The sequence below is a fragment of the Psychrobacter sp. CX14 genome (assembly GCF_057396205.2).
The window spans coordinates 1,351,306-1,377,009 of sequence record NZ_CM183187.1; the positions used below are offsets into that span (position 1 = coordinate 1,351,306).

Annotated in this window: 22 protein-coding genes, 1 pseudogene and 1 riboswitch; of the genes and pseudogenes, 15 read left to right on the forward strand and 8 right to left on the reverse strand. The window is 42.6% G+C overall.

The genetic code is table 11. The features are described 5' to 3' along the window. The first annotated feature begins 22 nt into the window (after window positions 1-22). From AC2SLO_RS05580 to AC2SLO_RS05590, 3 genes and pseudogenes are all read left to right on the forward strand, one after another. A pseudogene (locus tag AC2SLO_RS05580) lies at window positions 23-1,170 on the forward strand (IS3 family transposase). A 128-nt stretch (window positions 1,171-1,298) separates the two neighbouring features. Then, entirely contained in the window at window positions 1,299-2,234 is a 936-nt protein-coding gene (locus AC2SLO_RS05585) for an IS256 family transposase, variant Zn-binding type (RefSeq protein WP_495637094.1), read from the forward strand. A 190-nt stretch (window positions 2,235-2,424) separates the two neighbouring features. After that, window positions 2,425-2,718 (forward strand): colicin immunity domain-containing protein, encoded by a 294-nt coding sequence (locus AC2SLO_RS05590; protein ID WP_486540934.1) that lies wholly within the window; start codon window positions 2,425-2,427, stop codon window positions 2,716-2,718. Window positions 2,719-2,838: 120 nt separating this feature from the next. Here AC2SLO_RS05590 and AC2SLO_RS05595 read toward each other — a convergent pair whose 3' ends face one another. Then, window positions 2,839-4,467, reverse strand: coding sequence for an aminotransferase class I/II-fold pyridoxal phosphate-dependent enzyme (locus tag AC2SLO_RS05595; protein ID WP_486540932.1), 1,629 nt, complete (start codon window positions 4,465-4,467; stop codon window positions 2,839-2,841). Window positions 4,468-4,798: 331 nt separating this feature from the next. Between AC2SLO_RS05595 and msrB the strand changes: the two genes are divergently transcribed. The 12 genes from msrB to radA all read left to right on the forward strand — a co-directional run bounded on the left by msrB (window position 4,799) and on the right by radA (window position 16,878). After that, window positions 4,799-5,221: a peptide-methionine (R)-S-oxide reductase MsrB gene (msrB, locus tag AC2SLO_RS05600; protein ID WP_486540930.1), complete on the forward strand. Its 423-nt coding sequence runs from the start codon at window positions 4,799-4,801 to the stop codon at window positions 5,219-5,221. Window positions 5,222-5,552: 331 nt separating this feature from the next. Then, complete coding sequence (locus tag AC2SLO_RS05605; RefSeq protein WP_486540928.1) at window positions 5,553-6,146, forward strand: 6-pyruvoyl trahydropterin synthase family protein; 594 nt, start codon at window positions 5,553-5,555, stop codon at window positions 6,144-6,146. A gap of 21 nt (window positions 6,147-6,167) precedes the next feature. Beyond that, complete coding sequence (gene tsaE / locus AC2SLO_RS05610; RefSeq protein WP_486540926.1) at window positions 6,168-6,659, forward strand: tRNA (adenosine(37)-N6)-threonylcarbamoyltransferase complex ATPase subunit type 1 TsaE; 492 nt, start codon at window positions 6,168-6,170, stop codon at window positions 6,657-6,659. Between the two features lie 94 nt (window positions 6,660-6,753). Beyond that, window positions 6,754-8,703: a DNA mismatch repair endonuclease MutL gene (gene mutL / locus AC2SLO_RS05615; protein WP_486540924.1), complete on the forward strand. Its 1,950-nt coding sequence runs from the start codon at window positions 6,754-6,756 to the stop codon at window positions 8,701-8,703. A 57-nt stretch (window positions 8,704-8,760) separates the two neighbouring features. Continuing rightward, window positions 8,761-9,861 (forward strand): tRNA (adenosine(37)-N6)-dimethylallyltransferase MiaA, encoded by a 1,101-nt coding sequence (gene miaA / locus AC2SLO_RS05620; protein ID WP_486540922.1) that lies wholly within the window; start codon window positions 8,761-8,763, stop codon window positions 9,859-9,861. Window positions 9,862-10,263: 402 nt separating this feature from the next. Next, window positions 10,264-10,875 (forward strand): RNA chaperone Hfq, encoded by a 612-nt coding sequence (gene hfq, locus AC2SLO_RS05625; protein WP_486540920.1) that lies wholly within the window; start codon window positions 10,264-10,266, stop codon window positions 10,873-10,875. 385 nt (window positions 10,876-11,260) lie between these two features. After that, window positions 11,261-12,259 (forward strand): KpsF/GutQ family sugar-phosphate isomerase, encoded by a 999-nt coding sequence (locus AC2SLO_RS05630; RefSeq protein WP_486540918.1) that lies wholly within the window; start codon window positions 11,261-11,263, stop codon window positions 12,257-12,259. Between the two features lie 182 nt (window positions 12,260-12,441). After that, window positions 12,442-12,969, forward strand: a complete 528-nt coding sequence (locus AC2SLO_RS05635) for a KdsC family phosphatase (protein WP_486540916.1) — start codon at window positions 12,442-12,444, stop codon at window positions 12,967-12,969. 116 nt (window positions 12,970-13,085) lie between these two features. Further along, window positions 13,086-13,676, forward strand: a complete 591-nt coding sequence (lptC, locus tag AC2SLO_RS05640) for an LPS export ABC transporter periplasmic protein LptC (RefSeq protein WP_486540914.1) — start codon at window positions 13,086-13,088, stop codon at window positions 13,674-13,676. 313 nt (window positions 13,677-13,989) lie between these two features. After that, window positions 13,990-14,490, forward strand: coding sequence for a lipopolysaccharide transport periplasmic protein LptA (lptA, locus tag AC2SLO_RS05645; protein ID WP_486540953.1), 501 nt, complete (start codon window positions 13,990-13,992; stop codon window positions 14,488-14,490). An 87-nt stretch (window positions 14,491-14,577) separates the two neighbouring features. Beyond that, the gene (gene lptB, locus AC2SLO_RS05650; RefSeq protein ID WP_486540951.1) at window positions 14,578-15,294 is read left to right on the forward strand and encodes an LPS export ABC transporter ATP-binding protein; all 717 of its coding nucleotides are present in this window, start codon (window positions 14,578-14,580) and stop codon (window positions 15,292-15,294) included. A 135-nt stretch (window positions 15,295-15,429) separates the two neighbouring features. Next, window positions 15,430-16,878: a DNA repair protein RadA gene (gene radA / locus AC2SLO_RS05655; RefSeq protein WP_486540912.1), complete on the forward strand. Its 1,449-nt coding sequence runs from the start codon at window positions 15,430-15,432 to the stop codon at window positions 16,876-16,878. A gap of 32 nt (window positions 16,879-16,910) precedes the next feature. Here radA and AC2SLO_RS05660 read toward each other — a convergent pair whose 3' ends face one another. From AC2SLO_RS05660 to carB, 7 genes are all read right to left on the reverse strand, one after another. Further along, window positions 16,911-17,852 (reverse strand): DMT family transporter, encoded by a 942-nt coding sequence (locus tag AC2SLO_RS05660; protein WP_486540910.1) that lies wholly within the window; start codon window positions 17,850-17,852, stop codon window positions 16,911-16,913. 9 nt (window positions 17,853-17,861) lie between these two features. Continuing rightward, window positions 17,862-18,647, reverse strand: a complete 786-nt coding sequence (thiD, locus tag AC2SLO_RS05665; protein ID WP_486540908.1) for a bifunctional hydroxymethylpyrimidine kinase/phosphomethylpyrimidine kinase — start codon at window positions 18,645-18,647, stop codon at window positions 17,862-17,864. Between the two features lie 10 nt (window positions 18,648-18,657). Further along, window positions 18,658-19,308 carry a thiamine phosphate synthase gene (gene thiE, locus AC2SLO_RS05670; protein ID WP_486540906.1) on the reverse strand — a complete coding sequence of 217 codons (651 nt, stop codon included), beginning with the start codon at window positions 19,306-19,308 and terminating at the stop codon, window positions 18,658-18,660. A 92-nt stretch (window positions 19,309-19,400) separates the two neighbouring features. After that, on the reverse strand, window positions 19,401-20,216 hold the full coding sequence (gene thiM, locus AC2SLO_RS05675) for a hydroxyethylthiazole kinase (protein ID WP_486540904.1): 816 nt from the start codon (window positions 20,214-20,216) through the stop codon (window positions 19,401-19,403). 90 nt (window positions 20,217-20,306) lie between these two features. After that, window positions 20,307-20,395: riboswitch (TPP riboswitch) on the reverse strand. Between the two features lie 261 nt (window positions 20,396-20,656). Continuing rightward, complete coding sequence (locus AC2SLO_RS05680; RefSeq protein WP_486540902.1) at window positions 20,657-21,253, reverse strand: septal ring lytic transglycosylase RlpA family protein; 597 nt, start codon at window positions 21,251-21,253, stop codon at window positions 20,657-20,659. Window positions 21,254-21,593: 340 nt separating this feature from the next. After that, complete coding sequence (gene greA / locus AC2SLO_RS05685; protein WP_486540900.1) at window positions 21,594-22,070, reverse strand: transcription elongation factor GreA; 477 nt, start codon at window positions 22,068-22,070, stop codon at window positions 21,594-21,596. Between the two features lie 274 nt (window positions 22,071-22,344). Beyond that, window positions 22,345-25,614 (reverse strand): carbamoyl-phosphate synthase large subunit, encoded by a 3,270-nt coding sequence (gene carB / locus AC2SLO_RS05690; protein ID WP_486540898.1) that lies wholly within the window; start codon window positions 25,612-25,614, stop codon window positions 22,345-22,347. Between the last annotated feature and the right edge of the window lie 90 nt (window positions 25,615-25,704).

Below are 25,704 nucleotides of genomic sequence, written 5' to 3' on the forward strand. Positions count from 1 at the left end.
AATACCAGCAGGAGATTTCGACATGAAAAAATCAAGATTTACCGACACTCAGATCGTTAATATACTCAAACAGGCAGAACAAGGCGTACCTGTCAGTGACATACTGCGTGAACACAATATAAGCCAAAGTACTTTTATAATGAGGAACGTTAAGAAACAGTCTGGGAGACTGTTTTAGTGACGCAAGGCGGAGCGATAGCGAAGTTCGAGCAAATACGGTGGTATGGATGCCTCACTGATTACCCGTCTTAAAGAATTAGAGGCTGAAAACGCTCGCCTGAAAAAGATGTACGCCGAAGAGCGTCTAAAATCAGACATCTTGAAGGATGCCATGTCAAAAAAGTGGTAGCGCCTTCTAGGCTCAAAGAGCTTGCTCAGCATTACATCAAAGCCAGAGCCATTAGCGTACGCTTGGCCTGTCTGATCTTTAACATCAGCATAACCTGCTATTACTATCAGCCAAAGACAGCGGATGAGAATGAGCAGATAGCCAAGTTGTTGATTGATTTAACAAACCGTCATAAAAACTGGGGCTTTAAACTATGCTTTTTATACTTAAGAAATGTATTGGGGTTACCTTACAACTATAAGCGAGTTTATCGTATCTACCGTGAGCTTGAATTAAACCTGAGAATAAAGCCTAAACGTCGTATTAAACGAGACAAACCAAAAAAGCTTGTTGTGCCCACTTGCATCAATCAAAGCTGGAGTATGGACTTTATACACGATGCCTTAACCGATGGTAGAGCTATTAGACTCTTTAACGTCATTGATGACTTTAATCGTGAAGCATTAACCATAGAGGTCGACTTCTCACTACCTGCTCAAAGAGTGATACGCAGTTTAAATCAGCTCATAGAGTGCCGTGGTAAGCCTAATCAAATTAGGTGTGATAATGGTCCTGAGTATATCAGTAATGACTTAAAGGACTGGGCAACTAAGCAAGGTATCGTTATTGAATATATTGAGCCTGGTAATCCTCAGCAAAACGCCTATGTCGAGCGGTTTAATAAAACAGTACGTTATGATTGGCTTAATCAGGAGTTATTTGAAAGTTTAGTTCAAGTGAGACAGCAAGCCCAAACTTGGCTCAATCACTATAATAACGAGAGACCCAATATGGGTAATGGTGGATTTACGCCGATTCAGAAACTTTATATGGCAGCTTAGTTCTACTTATTTAGTGTTTTAAATTTGGGGGTATTTCCGTTATAAAGAAGGTTCAAAAGTTTAGGTGTAATGGACAAAATTCAGGCTGAGACCCCCTTTAAAGCTATATACTATAAGTATTTGCAAGGATTGAAAGCCATGAATCAAAAAACTGCCCTTTTTGTGGTGAAAAACACACGAAAAAGAATGGTTATAAATCAGGGAAACAGCAGTACAAATGCCTTGTTTGTAATCGGCAGTTTTTAGGTGGCAGGCGGCTCAATAATACAACTTTGTGGCAAGAATATACTCAAGGTAAACAGACTTATAAACAACTTGCTCATAAGTATGGCTGTAGCATAAAGACCATACAAAGGCGACTAGATACTATTGAGATAAAGTCACTTAATAAGCTACCTACTCGTGCCAACATAGTGATGGACACGACCTACTTTGGTAGAACATTTGGCTTAATGGTATTTCTCGACTATACAAGCAAAGCGGTATTACACCACCGTATTATTCACTATGAGACCAACGCTCTGTATAAACTGGGAATAGAGCATATAAAATCACAAGGCATTGATATCACTAGCATTACTTGCGATGGAAGACGAGGTCTTAATGCTTTGTTTAAAGATATACCGATACAAATGTGCCAGTTTCATCAGCTACAGATCATCACTCGATACTTAACTCGTAGGCCTCAAAATATCGCAAGTATTGCACTTAGACAGCTAGCTTTAAATATAAAGGATTATGATAAGACAACGTTCATTCAGGACTTGGATAGATGGTATTTAACTCATGAGGACTACTTAAATGAACGTAGTACCAATATAGATACTGGTAAGACTTGGTACACCCATAAGCGTCTTAGAAGTGCCTATAGAAGCTTGCGAGTAAATAGTGATTGGTTATTCACTTATAGAGAATTAGATGACTTAAACATTCCAAATACAACTAATTCTCTAGAAGGTTTGTTTAGCGAGTTAAAACGCCAATTAAGCAGTCATAATGGGCTCAATAAACAACGTAAGCTTAAGTTTATTAACAACTTTTTAATGACATACTCTGCAGGTTAGCCTGAATTTTGTCCATTAGAGACTAACCGCTCGTTTTTAGCCTGAATTTTGTCCATTACACCAAAGTTTATTATAATAAAGTGACAAATAATGCAGTTGTGGTAGATAAATCAGGAAAGTTCTTAACTGGCTTTAAGTTACAAACGAATTCGTCACAATATCAAAATTATATGAAAAATGGAGTGTTAAGATGAGTATAGTTTTATCTAAGTTTGCTGAATCTTTTGTAAATGAAAGACTAACTGCTGATATATTTGCAGATGCGTATATGGAACTTTGGAAAATTGAAAGGGATTTAGAGTTAGCCTCACAGGATACAGGGATGTTAAGTCAGGTTAACTCAACAATATTTCTAATGGCAGATCTTTATAATCCTGAGTCTGATAGAGATGATTATGAGTTTGATGAAAAAAAATTACGTTTGAATGTTAAAAAAGAGTTAGAAAAACTAAAAGAAGAAGGGTATTCCCTTGAATTTATATAATGTCGAGAATACCCCAACTTTTTTACATCTAAATAAGGTTAGCCATAAAAGCTAATAAAGCATCTACTCGCCCATGCACTTTTAGGAGCAGCAGTCAGTGCTGCCAAAGGTAATGATGCCTTAACAGGGGGCATACTCACGACGTTTATTGGCAAAGAATCTGTCTAATCTATCCATTGCATCTTCTAAGTCTAATAAGTTAGGTAGGAAGACCACACGGAAGTGATCGGGCGCATCCCAGTTAAAGCCAGTACCTTGTACCATCAATACTTTTTCTTCGATGAGTAAATCCATCATAAACTGCATATCATCTTCAATTGGGTAGATAGTGCGGTCTATTTTCGGGAAGCAGTAGAACGCCCCTTGCGGCATGGTGCAAGAAATGCCTGGGATAGCATTTAATCGCTCAACAGCCAGTTGACGTTGTTTATATAAGCGCCCTGATTCTGCGGTCAAGTCGAGCATACTTTGGTAGCCGCCCATCGAAGTCTGGATAGCGTGTTGAGCTGGCACGTTGGCGCACAGACGCATTGAGGCTAGCATGTCCAAGCCCTCGATAAAGTCGCTGGCGTAGTCTTTGTTGCCTGATAACATCAACCAACCGGCACGGAATCCGGCAATACGATGTGATTTAGACAAACCGTTATAGGTCAAAATAAATACATCTTGTGCAAGCGTACATAGCGGCGTGTGTACCGCATCATCATATAAAATTCGATCGTAAATCTCATCCGCCATGAGCACTAGATTATGTTCGCGCGCCAATTCGATAATCTCTAATAGGATGTTATTAGAATAAAGCGCACCGGTTGGGTTATTAGGGTTAATTACCACAATACCGCGGGTTTTGTCAGTGATTTTTGAGCGGATGTCTTCAATATCTGGCTGCCAGTTATTATCCTCATTACAACGATAATGAACGGCTGTACCGCCTGCTAAGTTAGCCGCTGCTGTCCATAATGGATAATCTGGCATCGGGATTAAGACCTCATCACCATCATTCATCAGCGCTTGCATGGTCATGACAATCAGCTCAGAGACTCCATTGCCAAGGTAAACATCACGCACATCGACAGCAGATAGCAATCCTTTTGATTGATAATATTGCAATACTGCTTTTCGCGCTGAGAAGATACCTTGTGAGTCAGAATAACCGGTCGAGTTATGCAAATTTAGCGCAACATCCTGCAGAATCTCATGCGGCGCATCTAGGTTGAACGGGGCAGGGTTGCCGACGTTTAGCTTTAAGATACGCTGACCTTGTGATTCCATTTGCATGGCTGTTTTTAACAAAGGGCCACGAATGTCATAACAGACGTTTTGAAGTTTTTCAGATTTTCTTAAAGGCTGCTGAATATTGCTACGCTTTGAATTTGTCATGGTTGACTCGCTCGTGCTAGAGGTTGAAGAGGGGATTGGTGTAGATGATTTTGAGGCATTACTACTATGGTTGCTATTAGCGGTCTCATTTGGATTATTATCAGTGGAGTTTGCTTGTTGATTGTTATCGGTATCAGATTCCCCACGTAATAAATAACCTTCTGAGCAGCCCAATATGGTGGCGAGCGCAGGCAATTTAGAGGAGACGATGCCGTTAATACCACGCTCCCAATTAGAGATAGCGCCGCGGCTGACTTTAGAGCCCGATTCTGTCATTAATTGCGCTAATTGCTCCGCTGTTAGCCCTTTGGCTTTACGCAGTTTATTTAGGCGTTTGCCTTGGGCTTTGTAATCCGACTGCTCATTCATGCCTGCGTCCTTTTATTTTTATTTCATTTCTTCGCTATATTGTGATGAACCAATGTAAATAAATCTCTTAATGCAAGATATTATTGCATTCTAATATTATTATCAATAGCCACTTTTGCAAGATATACTTGCATTTCTATTCAATGTTAATTATCTAACGCTGTTGAGCATCCTTATTTTTTATTATGATTGTGTAACGGTTTATTTATGACAGTCTATATAAGTGCCTATAAGATAGAAATAAGGTGCTGTTCAGATAAATCAATTTGAACAAAGCAGTACGCGCCCACATAATAAGAGTCAGATGTACTAAAGTAATTAAGGACAAGTTATGAAAGATTCACAGTTGACCAAAGAAGAGATCGCACAATTAACAGATGCGGATTGGCGGGCACGCTTGAGCGATGAAGAGTATCGAGTGCTGCGTGAAAAGGGGACAGAGCGCCCTTTTACTGGTATTCATAATAATATGAGCGAGCAAGGGGTCTACCGCTGCAAAGGCTGCGGTGCTAAATTATTTGATTCAAGTAATAAATTTGATGCAGGTTGTGGTTGGCCCAGCTTCGATGCCACACTTGATGAGAGTGCAGTGGATGAGCACCTAGATACCTCGCATGGCATGCGCCGCGTAGAAGTAACCTGTAGCAACTGTGGTGGGCATTTGGGTCATGTATTCCCAGATGGGCCGAGAGAAACCAGTGGTTTACGTTACTGCATTAACTCGGTAGCGATTGATTTGGAACCAAAAAGCTAAATATGAGATAACTGCTTTCTGGGATTAGGCAGCCTTTAGAAATAATGGGTAACACTTACAAGTGTTATCCATTTTGTTTTTTAACTATGATGTTAAACTAGGTATATTAGTAAAGGCTGATATATTACTTTTAATAAAATACCAATACAGATATAACTAGAATAAGGCTTACGCAAGTGAGTAGTGACTGAATATCATTTATTCGAGCAGTATAAAAGGTAGAGCCAGACGCTTAACAAATAATATTCAGTCATCTATTTAATGTTGAGTGCTATTACTTGTGTAAATCCTATAACATCTAAAACAGTCATCGGTTTTAACGAGAGTTGATATGCGAATACGTAAATTATTTAAATTTGAGAACGCTCATATTGTGCGTAATTGTAGTTCTGACAGATGCAAGCGCTCAATACATGGACACAGCTATCAGATTGAGCTTATTTTGCAAGCGGACAGATTAGACAATGGTCAGATGGTCTATGATTTTGGGCTATTAAAGTCGTCTATTAAAGATATTATCGACAGCTTTGACCATGCGATATGCTTTTGGAACAAAGATGACCCTGAGTATATTTCCATGTGTAAGCAGTTTAGTGCGCGCTGGATTAGTCTGCCAGTATCACCCTCTGCTGAACAATTCTCGCGTGTGATTTTCTTTTGGGCACAAAGTATTTTAAACCAAACCAAAATGGCCAATGGTGAAGCAGGAGTAAGCGTTTATTCTGTGATTGCGCATGAAACCGCGACAGGTTATGCGCAATGTTTCGCTGAAGATGTTAGCAATGCGCACATGGGTGTGTTAACGCTTGAAGACTTTGAGTTTAGTGATCAGGTCAAGCAAGAATGGAGCGACCCTAAAATGTATGACAAGCTGATAGCAGGCGAGCCATTTATAAACCCTGAAGTGACCTTACAAGTTAAATAGCAATCATGGCAGATAATAACTATGACAGAACAAACAGTCACCCATACTTTAAAGTCTGAACAGGACACGCAGCGTTTGGCACAGCAATTGGCTAAGGCTAATATCACAGGTAGTGTCTGGCTATCTGGTGATTTGGGTGCCGGTAAAACGACGTTAACCCGTTATTGGCTTAGAGCGCTTGGGCATGAGGGCGCGGTAAAAAGCCCGACCTATACCTTGGTTGAGCCTTATGAGTTAGCGACGTCTACTCAGTCTAATATTAAGCGCGTTTATCATGCTGACTTATATCGTCTGCAAGATCCTGAGGAGCTCTCCTTTATTGGCTTCGAAGAGTATCTGGAGGATGAGCGGGCACTGGTTATTATTGAATGGGCAAGCCGTGCTGAAGAGTATTTGCCGCAGCCAGTTATGACTCTTAATATTGCGGTAACCAAGCAGAACGAGCAAGAAGTGAGAGAAGTCACTGTAACTTATGCAGATAGTATACGCTTTGATGCGCCTAGATTCGATTAAGCGATCGTTTAGGCTTATTTATTCAAATTAGTTTCTAGAAGCATCAGACTGTTAGCCAAAATAAATTTATTCACATCAATCGTTGACCTCTTTAATGACATTACCCAGTAATTCCGTTCACTCTGTTAGCCAAGACAGCGCTATCGTACAACCGAGCCACAGTAACCGTATCAAAAAGCTGCCGCCGCTGCTAGTTAACCAACTTGCAGCTGGTGAGGTAGTCACGCGTCCGGCTTCTGTGGTTAAAGAGTTGGTTGAAAATGCCATTGATGCCGGTGCCAAAACCATAGAAATTCGTATTACCCAAGGCGGTATGGGCATTATTGAAGTGGCCGATGACGGCTGTGGTATCCATCCGGATGATATGGTGATGGCGGTTACTCGATTTGCCACCAGTAAAATTGCTGATGTGGCGCACTTACAAGGTATTGCGACGCTTGGGTTTCGGGGAGAAGCTTTAGCAGCGACTGCGGCGGTATCTCGATTAACCTTAAAGAGTAGTGCTGATAGCGATGGGGTGGGTCGTGAGTTAAATGTAGCAGGTATTTTAGAGGACACGCCTGCGTTAATGCCTGTAGTACATCCGCAAGGCACGACGGTGACCGTAAAGGATTTATACTTCAATGTGCCGGCACGACGCGGAAATTTAAAATCTATTTCGACAGAATATGCGCATATTGAATCGGTGGTAAAGCAGTTGGCCTTAGTTGCCAGTGACATCACCTTTACATTATGGCATAACGACAAGCGACGCTTTCATTTTGAAGCGGTTAAAGCAAATGGTTTGTCTCAAGCTGTGGACACGCAGGCTTTATATACTCAGACCTCAAGTAATAACTCTAATGGTACTACTAGCAGTGATAGTGGGTTAATAAAATCACATATGATGCAATCTGTATTGGCACGGCTGCAATCTATTTTGCCAAGCTTGCACGCTCAATCTGGTTTGCTTGATGACAATAAGCTGCAACCCTTATTTATCGATTTAGAAGGGTTACGTCCTAAAAGTGCTTTGTCTGCACAAAATACTCAGCCCTTGGCGATTTCTGGCTTCATAATACCAAGTACGAATTCTACTATTAATCCCCCTAGTAGCTACAAATTGATTTATATTAATGGGCGACTGGTAAAAGACAGACGTATCGCACAGAGTATGCGAGACAGCGTAGGCGAAGGGCAGCAATTGGGCTATGTACTGTTCTTTAATTTGCCGACGGCGTGGCTTAATTTAAATGTACATCCCTCAAAGCAGTGTATTAAGATTCAAAACCTTGCCAATATCATGGCCCATCTAGAAGTAGGCGTGCGTGATGCCTTGCAAAGCTGGAAAAAGCGACAGCCTAAGCCTAGTCAGAACCAAAATACAGGTCAGAATAGCAGGGGTGCAGATTTACAGCAACGACAATCCCAGTCTCAAACATTAGCGTTTACTGGCAGGTTTGAGGCGTCCAAGGTTCCTGTAATTAATGAGCGCTTTCCAGATAATCGTTCTTATGACCGAAGCCCTAATGATTCTATTCAGCATAATAAAAGTCTGGTAAATGAGCCGTTGGTTAATTATCAAAACAGCTTAGCAATAGCTTCTGCCTTACCTAAAGAGACTTCTGAGCCTGAGAGTTGGGGCTCGTCAGTGCAAAGTGAGGCATTGCTATCACTGCCTTTATATCGATGCTTATATTTATTAGAGCTCACTGATATTGATTCTGACTTATTAGAAAATCTAACTCAAGACGATAGGGGTCAGAATAAGTCATCACGATTGGTATTATTACAACAAAACGATATGCTGTGGTTATGTACTGATTTTCATCTGATAGAAGCCTTGGGCCACGATAATGCATCAGTGGAGCAGGTAATGGGCAGTTATGAGCAGTGTGATGAGACAAATAGGCTGGCATGGCTAAATCAAAGTATGCATCATCGGCTAATGGCGTGTAATGATAGTGATGACGTATCTCGCTTACAGGCTTCGATACAGCAGAAAGTAGCAGCCAAGCTGACGTTGCAAGAGATGATGAAAATGATGCTCGGGCAAGGTAAGTAAGTAGGTTTAGGGTTTTAGATAAAATAATAGCGATTAAGATGACGAAGAGTATAGAGCATGATTGAGACGGCAGAGCAGCGTAATCCTAAAAAGATAAGTGAACAATTACCCGATAATGCAGTGGTTTGTTTGATGGCACCTACGGCCAGTGGTAAGACCTCGCTTGCATATGAGCTGTATGAAACGGGTCGTTTTGAGATTATCTCTGTTGATTCTGCGCTTATTTATAAAGATATGAATATTGGTACAGCTAAGCCGACAGCAAAGGAGTTAGCACAGTTTCCGCACTATTTAGTCGATATTATTGAACCCAATCAGAGTTATAGTGTGGCAAGCTTTGTTGCCGATGTGGATGCGCTTATCAAACAGATTCATGCGCGTGGCAAAATCCCGTTATTGGTTGGCGGCACTATGATGTATTATATGGCACTGTTTTCAGGATTATCACCGATTCCAGAAACTGATTTTTCTATCCGTGAACAGGTAGAAGCATGGCGTCAAAAAGCGGGTATTGAAGCGCTACATGATTATTTAAAGCAAGTCGATCCGGATATAGCGGCTCGGTTAAACATCGGCGATACTCAGCGTATCACACGTGCCATTGAAGTATATAAACAGACCAATAAACCATTAAGTGAGTGGCAGGATTTACCTAAGCTGGCGTTGTCAGATAATCCAGATCAATATTGGCTCGGTCTTGCGGTTATGCCGGACAGAAAATGGCTGCATGAGCGAATTGAGCTGCGTTTAGAGATGATGTGGAAAGCAGGCTTTATAGACGAGGTGTTATCACTGATTAAAGATTACCCGTTAGCGCCTGATATGCCGTCCATGCGCTGCGTGGGTTATCGTCAAGTGATAGACTATCTAATCGCAACCCAGCATCCAGCAATAAAAAATCTTATACTTAATGATAATTTTACTGACAATAAACAACATGACTGTGAGGCTGTAGACGAGGCTATTGCTTGTCAAGATATGAAAAATAAGGCATTATATGCGACAAGGCAGCTTGCAAAGCGCCAATATACGTGGCTTAGGAACTTAGTTTCTACTTATGAAAAGCCAGACGATGCGTCCCCATTAGAAGCGAGTAAGGCGGTATACAAATTCTCTACTATAAATGATGCAAAGCATTATCTCTTTAGTCGACTTTAATGTGTATGATGGGTTAATGCTATTTATTATAGTGGCGTGTCTTTTATATGCCTTAACCATCCGCACTGCATCCGATTGTTACAGGCTAGTGTAGATAGGCAGTCACATATAGCAAAACAAGTATAAAAAACAAGTATAAATAGTCATACGATAGCTATCAAATGTAAGACAATAGATATAACTGTACTATAGTCATCACTGCTATAAACTGTTACGGTGTTAAGATAACTTTAAGTAAGATGTTGTGATTTGAGCAGTCGATTTTCATTGCTGTATTTGACTCTTAATGACTGTGCCCCCATTTACTAATAACAACCAAGTATAAATTAAGGTGTACAGATTCTCATTATAATTATTTGTCATCCACTTATAATAAATTAAAAAATTAAGGAGACATCTATCATGTCTAAAGGACAAACATTACAAGACCCATTTTTGAATTCGCTTCGTAAAGACCGTATTCCTGTTTCCATCTTTTTAGTAAACGGTATTAAGCTCCAAGGGCAAATTGAATCATTTGACCAATATGTGGTATTGCTTAAAAATACTGTTAGCCAAATGGTTTATAAACATGCGATCTCAACAGTTGTTCCAGCACGTAACCCACGCAGCAGCGGTACAGCACCTGTGGGCAGCACAGGTCAACAGCCTGTCGGCTATCAAGGCGGCTTCGGTAGCGCACCAAGTGGCGGTTTTGATCGTGGTTCGGTAGGCTTTGAGCCAGGCGGATTTGCAAGTAAACGTAGCAGCTTCAATCGTGGCGGCGGATTTGCAGATCGCGGCTTTAATCAAGAACGTGGCGGCTTTGTACAAGAGCGCGGATTTGGTGTAGAGCGCGGCTTTGAGGGTGATCGCGGTTTTGATTCTGATCGTACTTTTGGTGTCGGTAGCAATCGTCCACAGCGCGGTTTTGATGATCGCAACTTTGAGAAACGTGGCTTTGATGACCCAAGTGGCCCAAGCACGCACAGTAACCACGATACGCCGCCTAAAGGATTTGGTGAAGACGAATAATAGTCAACGATCAGTCGTATCTAATAAGCTGAATGTAATGTAATATTATGAAGCTTATTTACTAATCAAATACCAATAAAAGTCTTTACTAGCGTTTATGGTTTTATTTACTCTTATTGTGTCATTCATATTTAAACCTGCTTTTATTGCAGGTTTTTTTAATGCAGTCTATTTAATGAATCAAGATAAATACAATAAACCGTTTATTCCGTAGTGGCTCACATGTATTCACATTCGAAGCACTGCGTTGGTCCAGTAGACTGTGCTAAACTTAACCTTTAAAATGCTTAGAGAGACTTTTCTTACTTTAGATTAGGCGTTAACATCTGTCTATTAAATAAGCGACTTCTGGCATTTCCATTCTTTATCAAATCAGCTACTTATTATGAAAGCACCCTTTTCACATCCGACAGCAGAGCAGTATATAAAATTTGCCACTGATGCCATTCGCACGGAGCATGCCGCGTTAGAGTTGTTAATCGAACAACTTGATGAGCGCTTTGTTCAAGCATGTGAGCTGATTTTAAATTGCCGTGGTCGTGTGGTAGTCACAGGCATGGGTAAATCTGGTCATATTGGCCGCAAAATTGCTGCTACCTTTGCCTCTACGGGCTCACCTGCCTTTTTTATGCATCCTGGTGAGGCCGGCCACGGCGATTTGGGTATGCTAGTAAAAGGTGACATATTGCTAGCAATTTCTAATTCGGGTGAATCTGATGAGATTAAGACCCTATTGCCAGTAGTCAAACAGTTGTCTATCCCCTTGATTAGTATCAGCCGTGATAAGCGCGGCATGTTACCAAAAGCTGCGGACGTGGCCTTAACTTTAGGCGCGTCAGAAGAAGCGTGTCCGCTAGGGTTGGCACCAACCTCCAGTACTACGGCAACCTTAGCCTTAGGTGATGCGATTGCGGTCGCACTGGTACATGCCCGTCATTTTACCTCTGAAGATTTTGCGTTATCGCATCCGGCAGGGGCACTGGGTCGCAAATTATTGATGCGTGTCAGTGACCTGATGCATCAAACAGAAAAAGACTTGCAGTTACCAATCGTTAATAAAGAAACCAGTTTGCATAAAGCACTGTTTGTGATGACCAGTGGTCGTTTGGGTATGGCTGTGATTGTTGATGATAAGACGCGGGTGGTCGGTATATTCACCGATGGTGATTTAAGACGCGCGTTAGAGAAGCACATAGATTTAAAAACGCCAATGGCCGATATCATGACGGCCAATCCTCAGCAGGTGTCAAAAGACATGCGTGCCTCTGATGCCTTGACCATGATGAATGAAAAAGCGATCAATCAGCTGCTTATTGTCGACGAAAAGCAGCATCTAGAAGGAATTATCACCATCCACGACTTATTAAAAGCAGGGGTGAGTTAACCTTGTAACTGAAGGCTTATAGGGCTTATTGTTTAATCCCGAAATTCGCTTTAATCACGAAATTCGCCAGAATATTTAAGATGTCACAGCGTTCATTCATCCTATAAAATATCAAGAACATCCAAAATAAAGTATTTAAAATTAAAACACTATTAGACGAGATGAGACAAAAGGAATAAGCAATGCAAGATTTAATTAAAGCTGCGGGCAACGTAAAATTACTGGTACTTGATGTCGATGGTATCTTGTCGAATGGTTATATCACTTATGATGCCAACGGTATTGAGACCAAGTCTTTTAATGTCAAAGATGGCATCGGCGTGAAGTCGCTTAAAACAGCGGGCGTTAAGACGGCCATCATCACGGGTCGTTCAAGCGCTATGGTTGATAAACGTGCCAAAGAGATGGGTATTGATTATGTGGTGCAAGGTCGAGATGATAAACTTGCTGCATTAAAAGAGCTATTGAGCGATTTATCTATAGAGTTGGCCGATTGCGCCTATATGGGTGATGATTTACCTGATATTAAAGCGCTACAGTCGGTGGGGTTTTCTGCTACTGTACCTAATGCGCATCAAGACGTCTTAAGCCGTGTGATGATGGTAACCACACGTGATGGCGGTGAAGGGGCAGTTCGTGAAGTCTGCGATTTAATCTTAAAAGGCCACGGCAAATACGATGAGTATTTAAGCCAATATATCCTCGACTAAATACTGAGTAAACGAGATAGCCTAAATTTAGTGAACTAAACCATAACTCTGAGCGCCTCAATGGTGCAGCGTGGTATAGTTAACCTAATAATTTTTTGTAGTGACAAAGAGGTTTAATGAATACGCGTTTCTTATTTATCTTATCGCTGTTAGTGACGGTGTTTGCGGTTTGGTTCTATCGCAATCAGGGCGAGCTTGACTCTGTGATTAACCTCTCTGAGACCAATATCGAATATGAAGCAACCGATATCTTAGCGGTGCAAACTAATGAAAATGGCTATGCAGAATACTCACTAACTGCCGACGACCTAACGCATTATGCAGCTGAGAATTCTGATAAAATGAATGGTATGACATTAAACTGGCGCCCCAATGCTGACAGAAATGTTGTGGTCAATGCTGATGAAGCGACCATATATCATGAGCAGTCCAAAGTGGTTATGACCAACAATGTGCTCTTCTCAAGTCGTCAGTCGACAGATGCACAAGGAGATGTTAAGCCGCCAATGAAGCTGGTTGCTGAGGAGCTGATTGGTGATTTAAAGGCCAAAAAAGTCTATAGCGATAAGCCGATTGAGGTGACTCAAGCTGAAAATAGCTTTGATTCAGCAAGTTTTAAGGCAGATATGAGTACAGGTGATTATGAGTTTGAGCAGGTTGCTGTCACTTTTATGCCGCCTGCGCGTAATGACCAACCTGTATTCTAAATCGATCATATCTTGCAATATCATTCATTCTTTAAACCAATAACAGTTAGCTTATAAACTCAATTTATAGATAAGCCATAACGCAGATAGGTTAGGCGAGCAGCTAACGATATAATAAGATAGATGCTAAACTATATCGCTCTTTGCCTAATTGAATAGGCGGGGCAATACCCCCATATAAAGACCATATCATATAAAATATTAGACATTATTTTTAGGCCATAATCTTAGGAACGACACTGTGAATCAACGCTCTAATACCATAGCGCAGCACCTTGCAAACACTCTATTAAATCAAGCCAGAAAAGTAACAATGGTGGCTGTTACCACAATGGTAGCAGTGGCTTCATTTAATGCTTATGCTTTGCCGTCTGATGCGCAGCAGCCCATCCGTTTGTTGGCAAACAAAGCAACTTATAGTGAGCGCACTGGGGTGACTTCTTATTCAGGTAATGTCACCATTACCCAAGGGACGTTGAAGCTTGCAGCGGATAATATTACCGTTAATCTATCCGATAATCGTAGCATTCGCTCGGCCATTGCTACGGGTCGTCCAGCGACAATGCAGCAAGTGGTGACCAAAGAGAAAGGCCTTGCCAAAGGTCAAGCAAATAAAATTGATTACAATGCCCAAAACGGTATCGTGACGCTAACGGGTAATGCTAAGTTAACCCAAAACGGAGCCAGCTTCTCAGGTAATGAGATTCGCTACAGCTTAAAAGTGGGTGATGTGGAAGCCACAGCCGGTGGTAGCCAACGTGTAGAGCTTATTTTCCCACCAAGTGAATCGAATAGCCGTAGAGGAGTAAGATAAGTTATGGCCACTCAGCAGATTAACGCCGACCAGGTAACAGATACGCGACCTGTCTCTACGTCAAACAACCAAACGACCACATTAACCATGCGCAGCTTAGCCAAACGCTATGGTAAGCGCTGGGTGGTTAAGGATGTGTCATTTAGTGTTGAGCAAGGTCAGGTTGTGGGTCTGCTAGGGCCAAACGGTGCCGGTAAAACCACCAGTTTCTATATGGTGGTTGGTCTGGTGAATATGGATAAGGGCGTGGTTAAATTAGGTGACCAAGACTTGTCTAAATATGCCATGCATGAGCGTGCACGTGCTGGTATCGGCTATCTGCCGCAGGAAGCGTCTATCTTCCGAAAACTATCTGTACAAGATAATATCATGGCCATTTTGCAAACTCGAAAAGATTTGGATAAAGCGGCGCAGAAAAGTGAGCTTGAGAAACTGATTTCTGAATTTAACTTGGGTCATGTCCGTCATTCGTTAGGTATGAGTGTATCAGGTGGTGAGCGTCGCCGCTGTGAGATTGCCCGTGCGCTGGCGGCTGATCCTAAGTTTATTTTATTAGATGAGCCGTTCGCTGGTGTTGATCCGATTTCGGTCAGTGATATTAAAGATGTAATTATTGCGCTAAAACATCGTGGTATTGGCGTATTGATTACTGATCACAACGTACGTGAAACGCTTGCCATTTGTGAATGCGCATATATCGTGAGTGAAGGTGCCATTATTGCCAACGGCACGCCTGATGAAATCTTGAATAACGAGTTGGTGAAAGAGGTGTACTTGGGACGAGATTTCCAAGCACTGTGCTAATTGTCCGCCTTGCTCTATACGCAATTTAATAATAGCTGGCCTGATAAGCCGGCTATTTTTAACTCTAAAATTTCTGTTATCCCCTTTAATAAGCGGCTAATGGTGCTCATTTATCAAACTATAAAGGTCTAAATTATGGCGAAATCAAAAACCAGTTATGTCTGTCAAAATTGTGGTGCCTATTTTGGTAAATGGGCAGGGCAGTGCTCAGATTGTGGTGAATGGAACACGCTGGTTGAAGCACCGAATGTCAGCTTGCCGCATCATAAAGCTGCGAATAAAGCACCGATGCCAGCCAGTCATGCTGGGGCAAAATCTGGCGGCGTTAAGGCTGGAGATCGTGCCAACTATTCCGGCTCACAAAGCGGTGTGGTTACCTTAAATTCAGTAAATGTCACTTTTGATACACGGTTGCCTACCGGTATCGGCGAGTTTAATCGAGTATTAGGTGGCGGCTTAGTAGCCGGTTCGGTAGTACTTATTGGTGGTGATCCAGGTATCGGTAAATCAACCATTTTGCTGCAAACGGCAGCAAACATGGCAGATCCGGAGTCATTGTCCGGTAGCGCGCTCTACGTCACAGGTGAGGAGTCTTTATCACAAGTCGCTATGCGTGCTCAGCGTCTAGGCTTGCCAAGCGAGCACCTAAAAGTCATGACAGAGACCAATGTTGAGACTATTTGTGCTGCTTTAACCCAAGAGCAGCCAGCAGTAGCCATCATTGACTCTATTCAGACGATTTATACTGACGCGATTAATTCAGCACCCGGCGGCGTCAGTCAAATCCGTGAGTCAGCGGCCATGCTAACGCGTTATGCAAAACAAACAGGTACGGCGCTATTCTTGGTCGGTCACGTAACCAAAGAGGGTACATTGGCAGGCCCTCGTGTGCTTGAGCATATGGTCGATACGGTATTGTACTTTGAGGGTCAGTCTGACTCACGATTTAGAATGATTCGTGCTGTCAAAAACCGTTTTGGTGCGGTCAATGAGCTTGGTATCTTTGGCATGACCGATACGGGCCTGAAAGAGGTGGCGAACCCGTCAGCGATATTTTTAAGTCGTTACGATAAGCCCATATCAGGTTCTGTGGTCATGGTCAGCCGTGAAGGCACACGTCCGTTATTGGTCGAGGTGCAGGCCTTGGTGGATGATTCAGCTGGTCAGCCCAGACGTATGGCATTAGGCTTAGACCCCCAGCGTTTGGCGATGCTGCTTGCAGTCATGCACCGTCATGGCGGTATTCATACCAGTGGGCAGGATGTGTATGTCAACGTGGTTGGCGGTGTTAAGGTGATGGAGACAGGCTCTGATTTGGCTGTGTTATTGGCCTGTGCTTCGAGCATTAAAGAGAAACCGCTACCATCCTCCTTAGCAGTCTTTGGTGAGGTGGGGCTTTCAGGAGAAATACGCCCTGTGCCAAACGGTCAAGAGCGTTTAAAAGAGGCGATGAAACATGGTTTTAAGCATGCTATTGTGCCCAAAGCCAATGCCCCAAAAGATTTAATGGGGCAATTTAAGGGTATTAATGTGATTACAGCTGACCGATTAGATGATGCGATTGATAGAGCTTTCGAGATTTAAACAAACCTTTATTTGGGTTTTATTCTTAGCTTCTAGGGTCTACTAAGTAATGTATTGCTGGCTTGGCGCTTTAGATGAGCACCATATTCTGAACAGAAGATGCCGGTCATCACCAGTGCCAAAGCAATCACATGATTGGTAGTCATAGACTCGTCTTGAAAAAATAATACGCCCATGACGGCACCAAATACGGGCAATAGATTCATGGTTAAAGAGGCTCTATCAGCACCGATTTGAATCACACTCTCCATATAAAAAAGCTTGGAGATAATCGAGATAAATATAGCGATATAGAGTAGCAGTAACCAGCCTTTCCAGTCAGGGAAATGTAAGCCATTAAGTATTAAATCATAACCATAAAATGGGACAGACACGATAAGTCCTGCTAAGCTCATCGCCCACATCATACTTGCCCAGTGTATCTTTGGTGCATGGCGTAGAGCGACTGAATACCCGATATAGATAGCGGTGGTAATCAGTGCTAGAGAGTCACCTAGCGCAAATTTATAGTTCACTAGCGTAAAGGGTTGACCACCGGTTAATATCCACAGTACTCCTGCAAATGCGATAGCAACTCCGAACCACTGCAGCGGATGTGTCTTATCTTTATACAGCAAGGCGGTAATACAAATCACGCCAGTAGGAATAAGTGCGGTAATAATCGAGACATTGACTACTGTTGCACCGAGTGAGAATGCGCTATACAGCACTAAGTTAAATAGAGCGAAACCGCTACCCCCGACCACAAACAACCATAACCAGTGCTTCTTGAGCATCGTCCAGTCTTGACGAATAAAGCGTTTGGCAGCAAAGCTTAGAATCAGTGCTGCCAAAAACCAACGAAAAAAAGTCATCTCATAGGGAGTTAGCCATCCTTTGCCTAATTTTCCTGTGATATTACTGGTCGCCCACAATAGAGGTGCGATAATAAGCATCACATAAGGGGAGGGTAGTCCTTTTTTGAGTGTAGACATAGTGAGGGCCTAGTAGTATTTATAAAAATGATGTACCGGTCCATGACCGTGACCAACATTGAGTGTGTCAGCTTCACTCAGCGCACCGGTTAAATAGTCTTTGGCTTTTCTACACGCCTCATCAAGGGTGTCGCCTTGTCCCCAAAAGGTGGCAATGGCCGAAGATAAAGTACAGCCCGTACCATGACTGTTTTTGGTTGGGATACGTTTGCCTTCAAGCCAATAAAACGAATCATCAATACATAATAAATCCGGTGAGTCGTTGCTCTCTAAATGACCACCCTTTAAGAAAGTTGGCACGCCCAATTGTTGGGCTTGATGAATCATGTCATCACGATTGCTGGCTTCAGCCGTTCCCAATAAATCAGCTGCTTCTGGCAGGTTTGGAGTGATTAGGTTCACTTGCGGAATTAACCTATTGCGTAAGGCAGTGACGGCATCATTGTCTAATAATCTGTCACCGCTTTTGGCGACCATTACTGGATCAAGTACCACTTTACTTGGCTTGTACTTAGCTAAGGCTTCTGCCACGCAGTTGATAACCTCTGCATTACCGAGCATACCTATTTTGACAGCATCGACTTGTACGTCGGTAAACACAGAATCAATCTGAGCACGAATTAAGTCGATTGGCATCATCTCAATCTGTTGCACGCCTTGGGTGTTTTGAGCGACGACGGCAGTTATGACGCTCATGGCATAGCTCCCATTGGCGCTAATAGCCTTAATATCCGCTTGAATACCAGCGCCACCGGTACAATCTGTTCCTGCGATACTTAAGATATTAGTAATCATAAAAACCTCTTTAGAGTGAACGACAGGCTAATAAATCAGCACTTGCTTGCTTTGGGTCAGCAGCGGCGCAAATGGCAGAGACCACCGCAATACCATCACAGCCTGTTTGATAAACGTCTTTTGCATTATTTAACTGAATGCCGCCAATGCCAACCGTTGGTAGTTGGCTGGCTTGCGATAACTGTTTTAAGCCCTCAACGCCAATCGGTGCTGAATGGTCCGGTTTAGTACGGGTAGCAAACACAGGCCCCATACCAAAGTAATCGAGTTGGGCTAAATCCTGATTGTGCGCATTATTTAATTCAGCCATATTATTAATAGACAGTCCTAGCCACGCCTCCGGCCCTAGGATTTGGCGTGCCTCGATTACACTTAAGTCGCCTTGGCCAATATGAGCGCCATCAAGCTTTGCTTTTTTGGCAATCAATACTCGGTCATTAATCACTAACGGCACGCGTCCATTGATGGCTTCTTTTAGCGAACAGGCTTGTCGATACAAGCTATCGTCGCTAGCATGTTTGTCACGCAGTTGTACAAGGGTAACGCCACCGTCAATAGCAGCCATTACGGTTTCAATTAATCCACGCTGTGCCGTTAGTCTACTGTCTGTCACAAGATATAAGGCTAAGGCATCTGCGGACTTATTTTTTTGAGTAATCATATTATTAGTCATAATGGTTTATTAATTATTTTATTATGGATGATAAGAGTAATGAATCTGATAAAGCATCACTATTGAGTTAGTCTCATTATTTAAATATTAATTTTTGCATTTTTACTTACCCTGTCTGCATCTATATTATATAAAGCGTCTAAGAAATGAACATAAAAGCTGCCAGCGCCCTCGGCTTTTTGAGCCGCAATTTCGCCAGCTTGTCCGTAATAACATAGCGCAGAGACGGTCGCTGCAGCGATGGCGTCAGTAGAAACAGGACGCTTAGTATGATTGGCACCGATAAAGGCGCCTATTAAGGATGTCAGGCCGCAGCCGGTAGCGGTAACACGTGCCATTAAAGGATGGCCGTGATGAATTGACCATCCTTGCGAGTCAGTCGCTACCCAATCTACCGCACCGGTGACCACCACAACTTTGGCATATTGTGTTAATACTTTAGCGGCTGCTTTGGCGGCATCTACGCTATCGCCACTGTCTGCGCCTTTGCTTTGACTATTCATACCGGCTAGAGCCAAAATCTCTGAAGCATTACCGCGAATCACGTCTGGCTTGAATTTAATGAGTTCCTGACACGCCTGTTGACGAAATGTAGTAGCACCCACGGCAACAGGGTCTAATACCCAAGGAATATGGTTCTCATGAGCGACCTTGGTTGTTGCAAGCATACTGCTTAAAGAGTCTTGGGTAAGCGTACCGATATTAATAGTCAAAGCACGTGCTAATAGCACAAACTCAGGCGCTTCTTTGATATCGCAGACCATAGCAGGGGATGCACCGGCAGCCAGTAATATATTGGCAGCAGTGTTATTGGCAACAAAGTTAGTGATGTTATGGACTAAGGGGGATAGTTGTTTGAGATTGGTAATACAAGAATGAATCAGTTGAGATTGCATATTCCCTCCATGTGGATAAAGAGGGCGTGAGAAGACAAAGCGTAACGGCGGCTAACGCAAAATAAGGCTAGCACCAATAAAATAAGAGAACCGCGACTACTATACACTCCCTACGCCAGTATAATCTGGATCAGGTTCAAAGGGTACATCTCAGCCAAATGGCGCCCCTGTGACTAACATAATATAAGCATGCTATAGCTTTAACCCATCCATCATAACGAACTTGGTTTTTTTTAACAAGCATCGCTGCTATGTTAACGCCTTGAATTTATACGTTAGAGACGAGGGCTATTAGCTAATACATTTTGAATATTGCAAAGTCTATAAATAAATAGTTTAGATAAATGATAATTAAATAGGCACAAAAAAGACCTGCAATGGGCAGGCCTTCTTTTGTATCTTACTCATATATTTACAGCTTACACTAACTTAGCTATTGACTAAGGCGAGCTTACCTTTTCAATAGCAACGTTTGCAATACCACGTTTCACCAGACCAATCTTTTTGGCAGCGCCATAAGATAAATCTAATACACGGTTACCATGGAAAGGACCACGGTCATTTACTTTAACCACAACGCTTTTACCGTTGTTTTTATTGGTTACTTTTAAATATGTGTTAAACGGTAAAGAGGGGTGTGCTGCTGTCATTGAATGCATGTTGAACGGCTCGCCACTGGCAGTTTTACGGCCATGGAATTTGCCACCGTACCAAGATGCACGGCCACTTTGTTTAAAACGGCTTACTGCATTTGATGCTACTAGAGTTAGATGAGATAACAAATCGTCATCTTGCTTAACAGCGTTTGATGACTTGCCGCTAATTAAGCTGCTATTCTCTGCAAGAGAGGATGGCTCAAATGAAGTCTGAATAAGCGAAGGGGCTTGTTTTTGCTGACGCGATAATTCGTTAAGTACCACATCGATGTCGCTTGAACTGTTAACGCTAATAGTCTGCTTAGAATCAGTAGCATGACCTAATGAGGTAGCTCCAACCATACATGCTAGCGCACATAATGTGGATGAGAATATCTTCATAATTGCCTCGTAAGCATTTATTAATTTAATAATTCAAACTCATAAGACTATGCATTTTTCATATTAAACATAATACTTAAACTGGTTCGAATAGCTATAAAACATCAAGAGTGTAAGATACACACAAAGTGTCACAAGTAAATTTGCGTTTGTTTGTGTTTTGTAACTTAACATTAATCGCTTATGTTTTGCAAGTGACGCTGGAGTTCAGGTTTATAGATAATAAACCATTTGTTAATTAATGTGAACAATTTTTTGAACCTAGCGTCAATGGTTACTTTTATCTTATCACTCAAAAACCATTCGTTAGTTAGGCAACCTGATTAACAGCAGCTACGGATTATTCGTAAATAACTTCAACCACTTCGAACTCGACCACACCACTTGGGGTTTGGATACGCGCTTCATCGCCTTCTTCTTTACCAATTAGGCCGCGAGCGATAGGGGAGTTGATTGAGATCTTGTTGTTTTTAAAATCAGCTTCGTCATCACCGACGATTTTATAGCGCTTTTGCTCTTCGGTATCTAGATTCTCTATGACTACGGTCACACCAAAGACGACGCGGCCTTCTCTTGGTAGCTCAGTAGGATCAATGACTTGAGCACCAGATAACTTGGCTTCTATGTCGCGGATACGGGCTTCACAAAAGCCTTGTTGTTCGCGTGCAGCATGATATTCAGCATTTTCTTTTAAGTCGCCATGTTCGCGCGCTTCTGCGATAGCGGCAGTAATGCGTGGACGATCAACAGACTTAAGCTGTTTAAGTTCGGCCTCTAATGTAGCGTGTCCTTGCGGAGTCATAGGGTAGCGTTGCATATCATTTTCCTCAGATAAACAAATTGATAGATAAAAAACACCACAACACCAGCCTATTGGATGGTGTTGTGTGCAAAATTCATAAGATGTTAATGGGTACTGTCTTAGCTAAAAGGAGTCTTAACTCAAAGCTGTCTCAATCAAAAAACAGAACAGACCCTTATAAAAAATTGCTAACCGACGTGATCGATTAGCAATGAATTCAAATAATAATAACGCTGCAAAATAGGGTTTGTTAAACGCTAATTTTGCTTGTTTAATAGCACAATGTCAATTATTCAGCAGTATCTGCTTGAGCATGTAAGGTTTGTAACTTATACACATCAAATGGTAGATCAATGGCGTATGACTTACATACAGCATCAGCAGCGCCTAGTGTAGTTACGTAGAAAACCTTGCTCTGTAAGGCATTACGGCGAATAGAGAACGAATCTTCTTGTGCTTGTTTGCCCTCAGTTGTATTGATAATAAGGTCTATTTCACCATTTTTCAAGGCATCGACAATGTGTGGGCGGCCTTCGGTTACTTTGTTAATACGTGCGCACTCAATACCTTGCTCGTTTAGATATTTCTCAGTACCTGAAGTGGCAACCAGTTTAAAGCCGTAATCAACCAATTGCTTAGCAATCGGTGGTAAGTTTGGCTTGTCGCTGTCACGCACTGATAAGAATACGGTTTTGATTTCGCCTTCTTCTGGTAGACCTGGTAGACGCTCGTTTGTACCGATAATACCTTTATAGAAGGCCTCACCAAAGGTCTTACCTACGCCCATAACCTCACCAGTAGACTTCATCTCAGGGCTTAAGATAGGGTCAACACCTGGGAACTTAGCAAATGGGAATACCGATTCTTTAACCGCAAAGAAGGCCGGCTTAATTTCTTTGGTAAATTTCTGGTCTTGTAACGATGTGCCTGCCATACAACGTGCGGCAACTTGTGCTAAGGATGTACCGATACATTTAGAGACAAAAGGTACTGTACGCGCTGCACGAGGGTTCACTTCTAGAATATAAACCGTGCCATCTTTTACTGCAAATTGGACGTTCATCAGACCGATCACGCCAAGCTCTTTGGCCATAGAAACAGTTTGAGCGCGCATCTCATCACAAATCTCATCAGACAATGAGTAAGGAGGTAATGAACAAGCTGAGTCACCTGAGTGAACGCCGGCTTGCTCAATGTGCTGCATGATACCGCCGATAACCACTTCATTACCATCGCTCACACAGTCTACGTCTACTTCGATCGCATCGTCTAAGAAGCGGTCTAGTAGGACGGGTGCTTCGTTTGATGCACGTACCGCAGTACGCAAGTAGTGCTTAAGCTCATCTTCGTTATAAACAATTTCCATCGCACGGCCGCCAAGAACGTATGACGGACGAACCACTAATGGATAGCCAACGCTGCTTGCCTTCATCAGGCCATCTTCCATGCTAGTCGCTAGCGCGTTCGGTGGCTGAATCAGGTTTAGCTGTTGAATCATATGCTGGAAACGCTCACGGTCTTCTGCACGGTCGATAGCGTCAGGAGAGGTACCAATGATGTTAACGCCAGCTGCTTCTAAGCTACGGGCTAATTTAAGCGGTGTCTGACCACCAAACTGTACGATAACGCCTTCTGGCTTCTCGATACGTACGATCTCTAGCACATCCTCTAGCGTGATTGACTCAAAGTACAGACGGTCTGAGGTATCATAATCGGTTGATACTGTTTCAGGGTTACAGTTCACCATGATGGTTTCATAACCGTCTTCACGCATAGCAAGGGCGGCATGTACACAGCAGTAATCGAACTCAATACCTTGACCAATACGGTTTGGACCACCGCCGATAACCATGATTTTTTTGTTATCAGTTGGGTTGGCTTCACACTCTTCATCATAGGTTGAGTACATGTATGCTGTAGAGGTTGCAAACTCAGCAGCACAGGTATCCACACGTTTATAAACAGGGTGAACATCTAAGTCCCAACGCTTTTTACGCAGCTGCTTTTGCGATACGCCAAGTAATTTGGCTAGACGTAAATCTGATAGGCCTTTGCGTTTGAATTGACGTAAGTTCTTAGCAGTGATGCCGCCGAAACCTAGTAGTTTTACTTGCTCTTCGGTTTTAACGATGTCTTCAATTTGTACTAAGAACCATGGGTCGATATTGGTAAATTTAAAGACCTCATCAACACTCATACCCAAACGGAAAGCGTCTGCTAAATAGAAGATACGCTCAGGTGTTGGCACAGTCAGGCGGTTTGTGATTTCCGCTTTGATTTTATCTTCGCTGATTTTACCTGCTTTTAATGCGGCGAAATCGATTTGTTCATCAAAGCCATCAGCACCAGTCTCTAAGCCGCGCAGTGCTTTGTGCATAGACTCTTGGAAATTACGGCCGATAGCCATGACTTCACCAACAGATTTCATCTGTGTCGATAAGATGTTTTCTGCTTGGGGGAATTTCTCGAAGTTAAAACGAGGAATCTTAGTCACTACATAATCAATTGATGGCTCAAAGCTTGCTGGTGTTTTACCGCCAGTGATGTCGTTTTGAAGCTCATCAAGCGTATAACCAACCGCTAATTTAGCGGCGATTTTAGCAATCGGGAACCCCGTCGCTTTTGAAGCCAGAGCAGATGAACGTGACACACGTGGGTTCATCTCAATCACAACCATGCGGCCTGTTTTCGGGTTCACACCGAATTGTACGTTTGAACCGCCGGTTTCAACACCAATCTCACGCAGTACCGCTAATGAGGCGTTACGCATGATCTGATATTCTTTATCCGTTAGCGTTTGTGCTGGGGCAACAGTGATTGAGTCACCAGTGTGCACGCCCATCGGGTCAACGTTTTCGATAGCACAGACAATGATACAGTTATCATTTTTGTCACGTACTACCTCCATTTCATATTCTTTCCAGCCAATCAGCGATTCATCAATCAATAACTGGTGAGTAGGGGATAGATCAAAGCCACGCTCACAAATTTCGATAAATTCGTCACGGTTGTAGGCGATACCGCCGCCAGAGCCACCCATGGTATAGGAAGGACGGATAATACAGGGGAAGCCTAAGCTTGCTTGGATCTCAAAAGCCTGCTCCATGGTTTCGGCAATTTCAGCTCGCGGACATTCAAGACCAATACGTTTCATCGCTTGGTCAAATAGGTCGCGGTCTTCTGCCATTTCGATGGCGTCTTTGGTCGCACCGATAAGCTCTACATTGTATTTTTCTAGTACGCCATTTTTGTCTAAATCTAGCGCACAATTAAGCGCTGTCTGACCGCCCATGGTAGGCAAAATGGCGTCTGGACGTTCTTTGTCAATAATTTGCTCGACGGTTTGCCAAGTAATGGGTTCAATATACGTGGCATCTGCCATGACAGGGTCAGTCATGATAGTTGCTGGGTTTGAGTTAACAAGGATAACGCGGTAGCCTTCTTCACGAAGCGCTTTACACGCCTGAGCACCTGAGTAATCAAACTCACATGCTTGGCCGATAACGATAGGGCCGGCGCCGATGATTAGGATGCTTTTTATGTCGGTACGTTTTGGCATAAGTCTCTCTTCTATTTATTTAATTCTGCTTATTTAATTCTGCTGGTATTTATGAGTGCAACTTGAGCTTAAGCAAATAAATATGCTTGA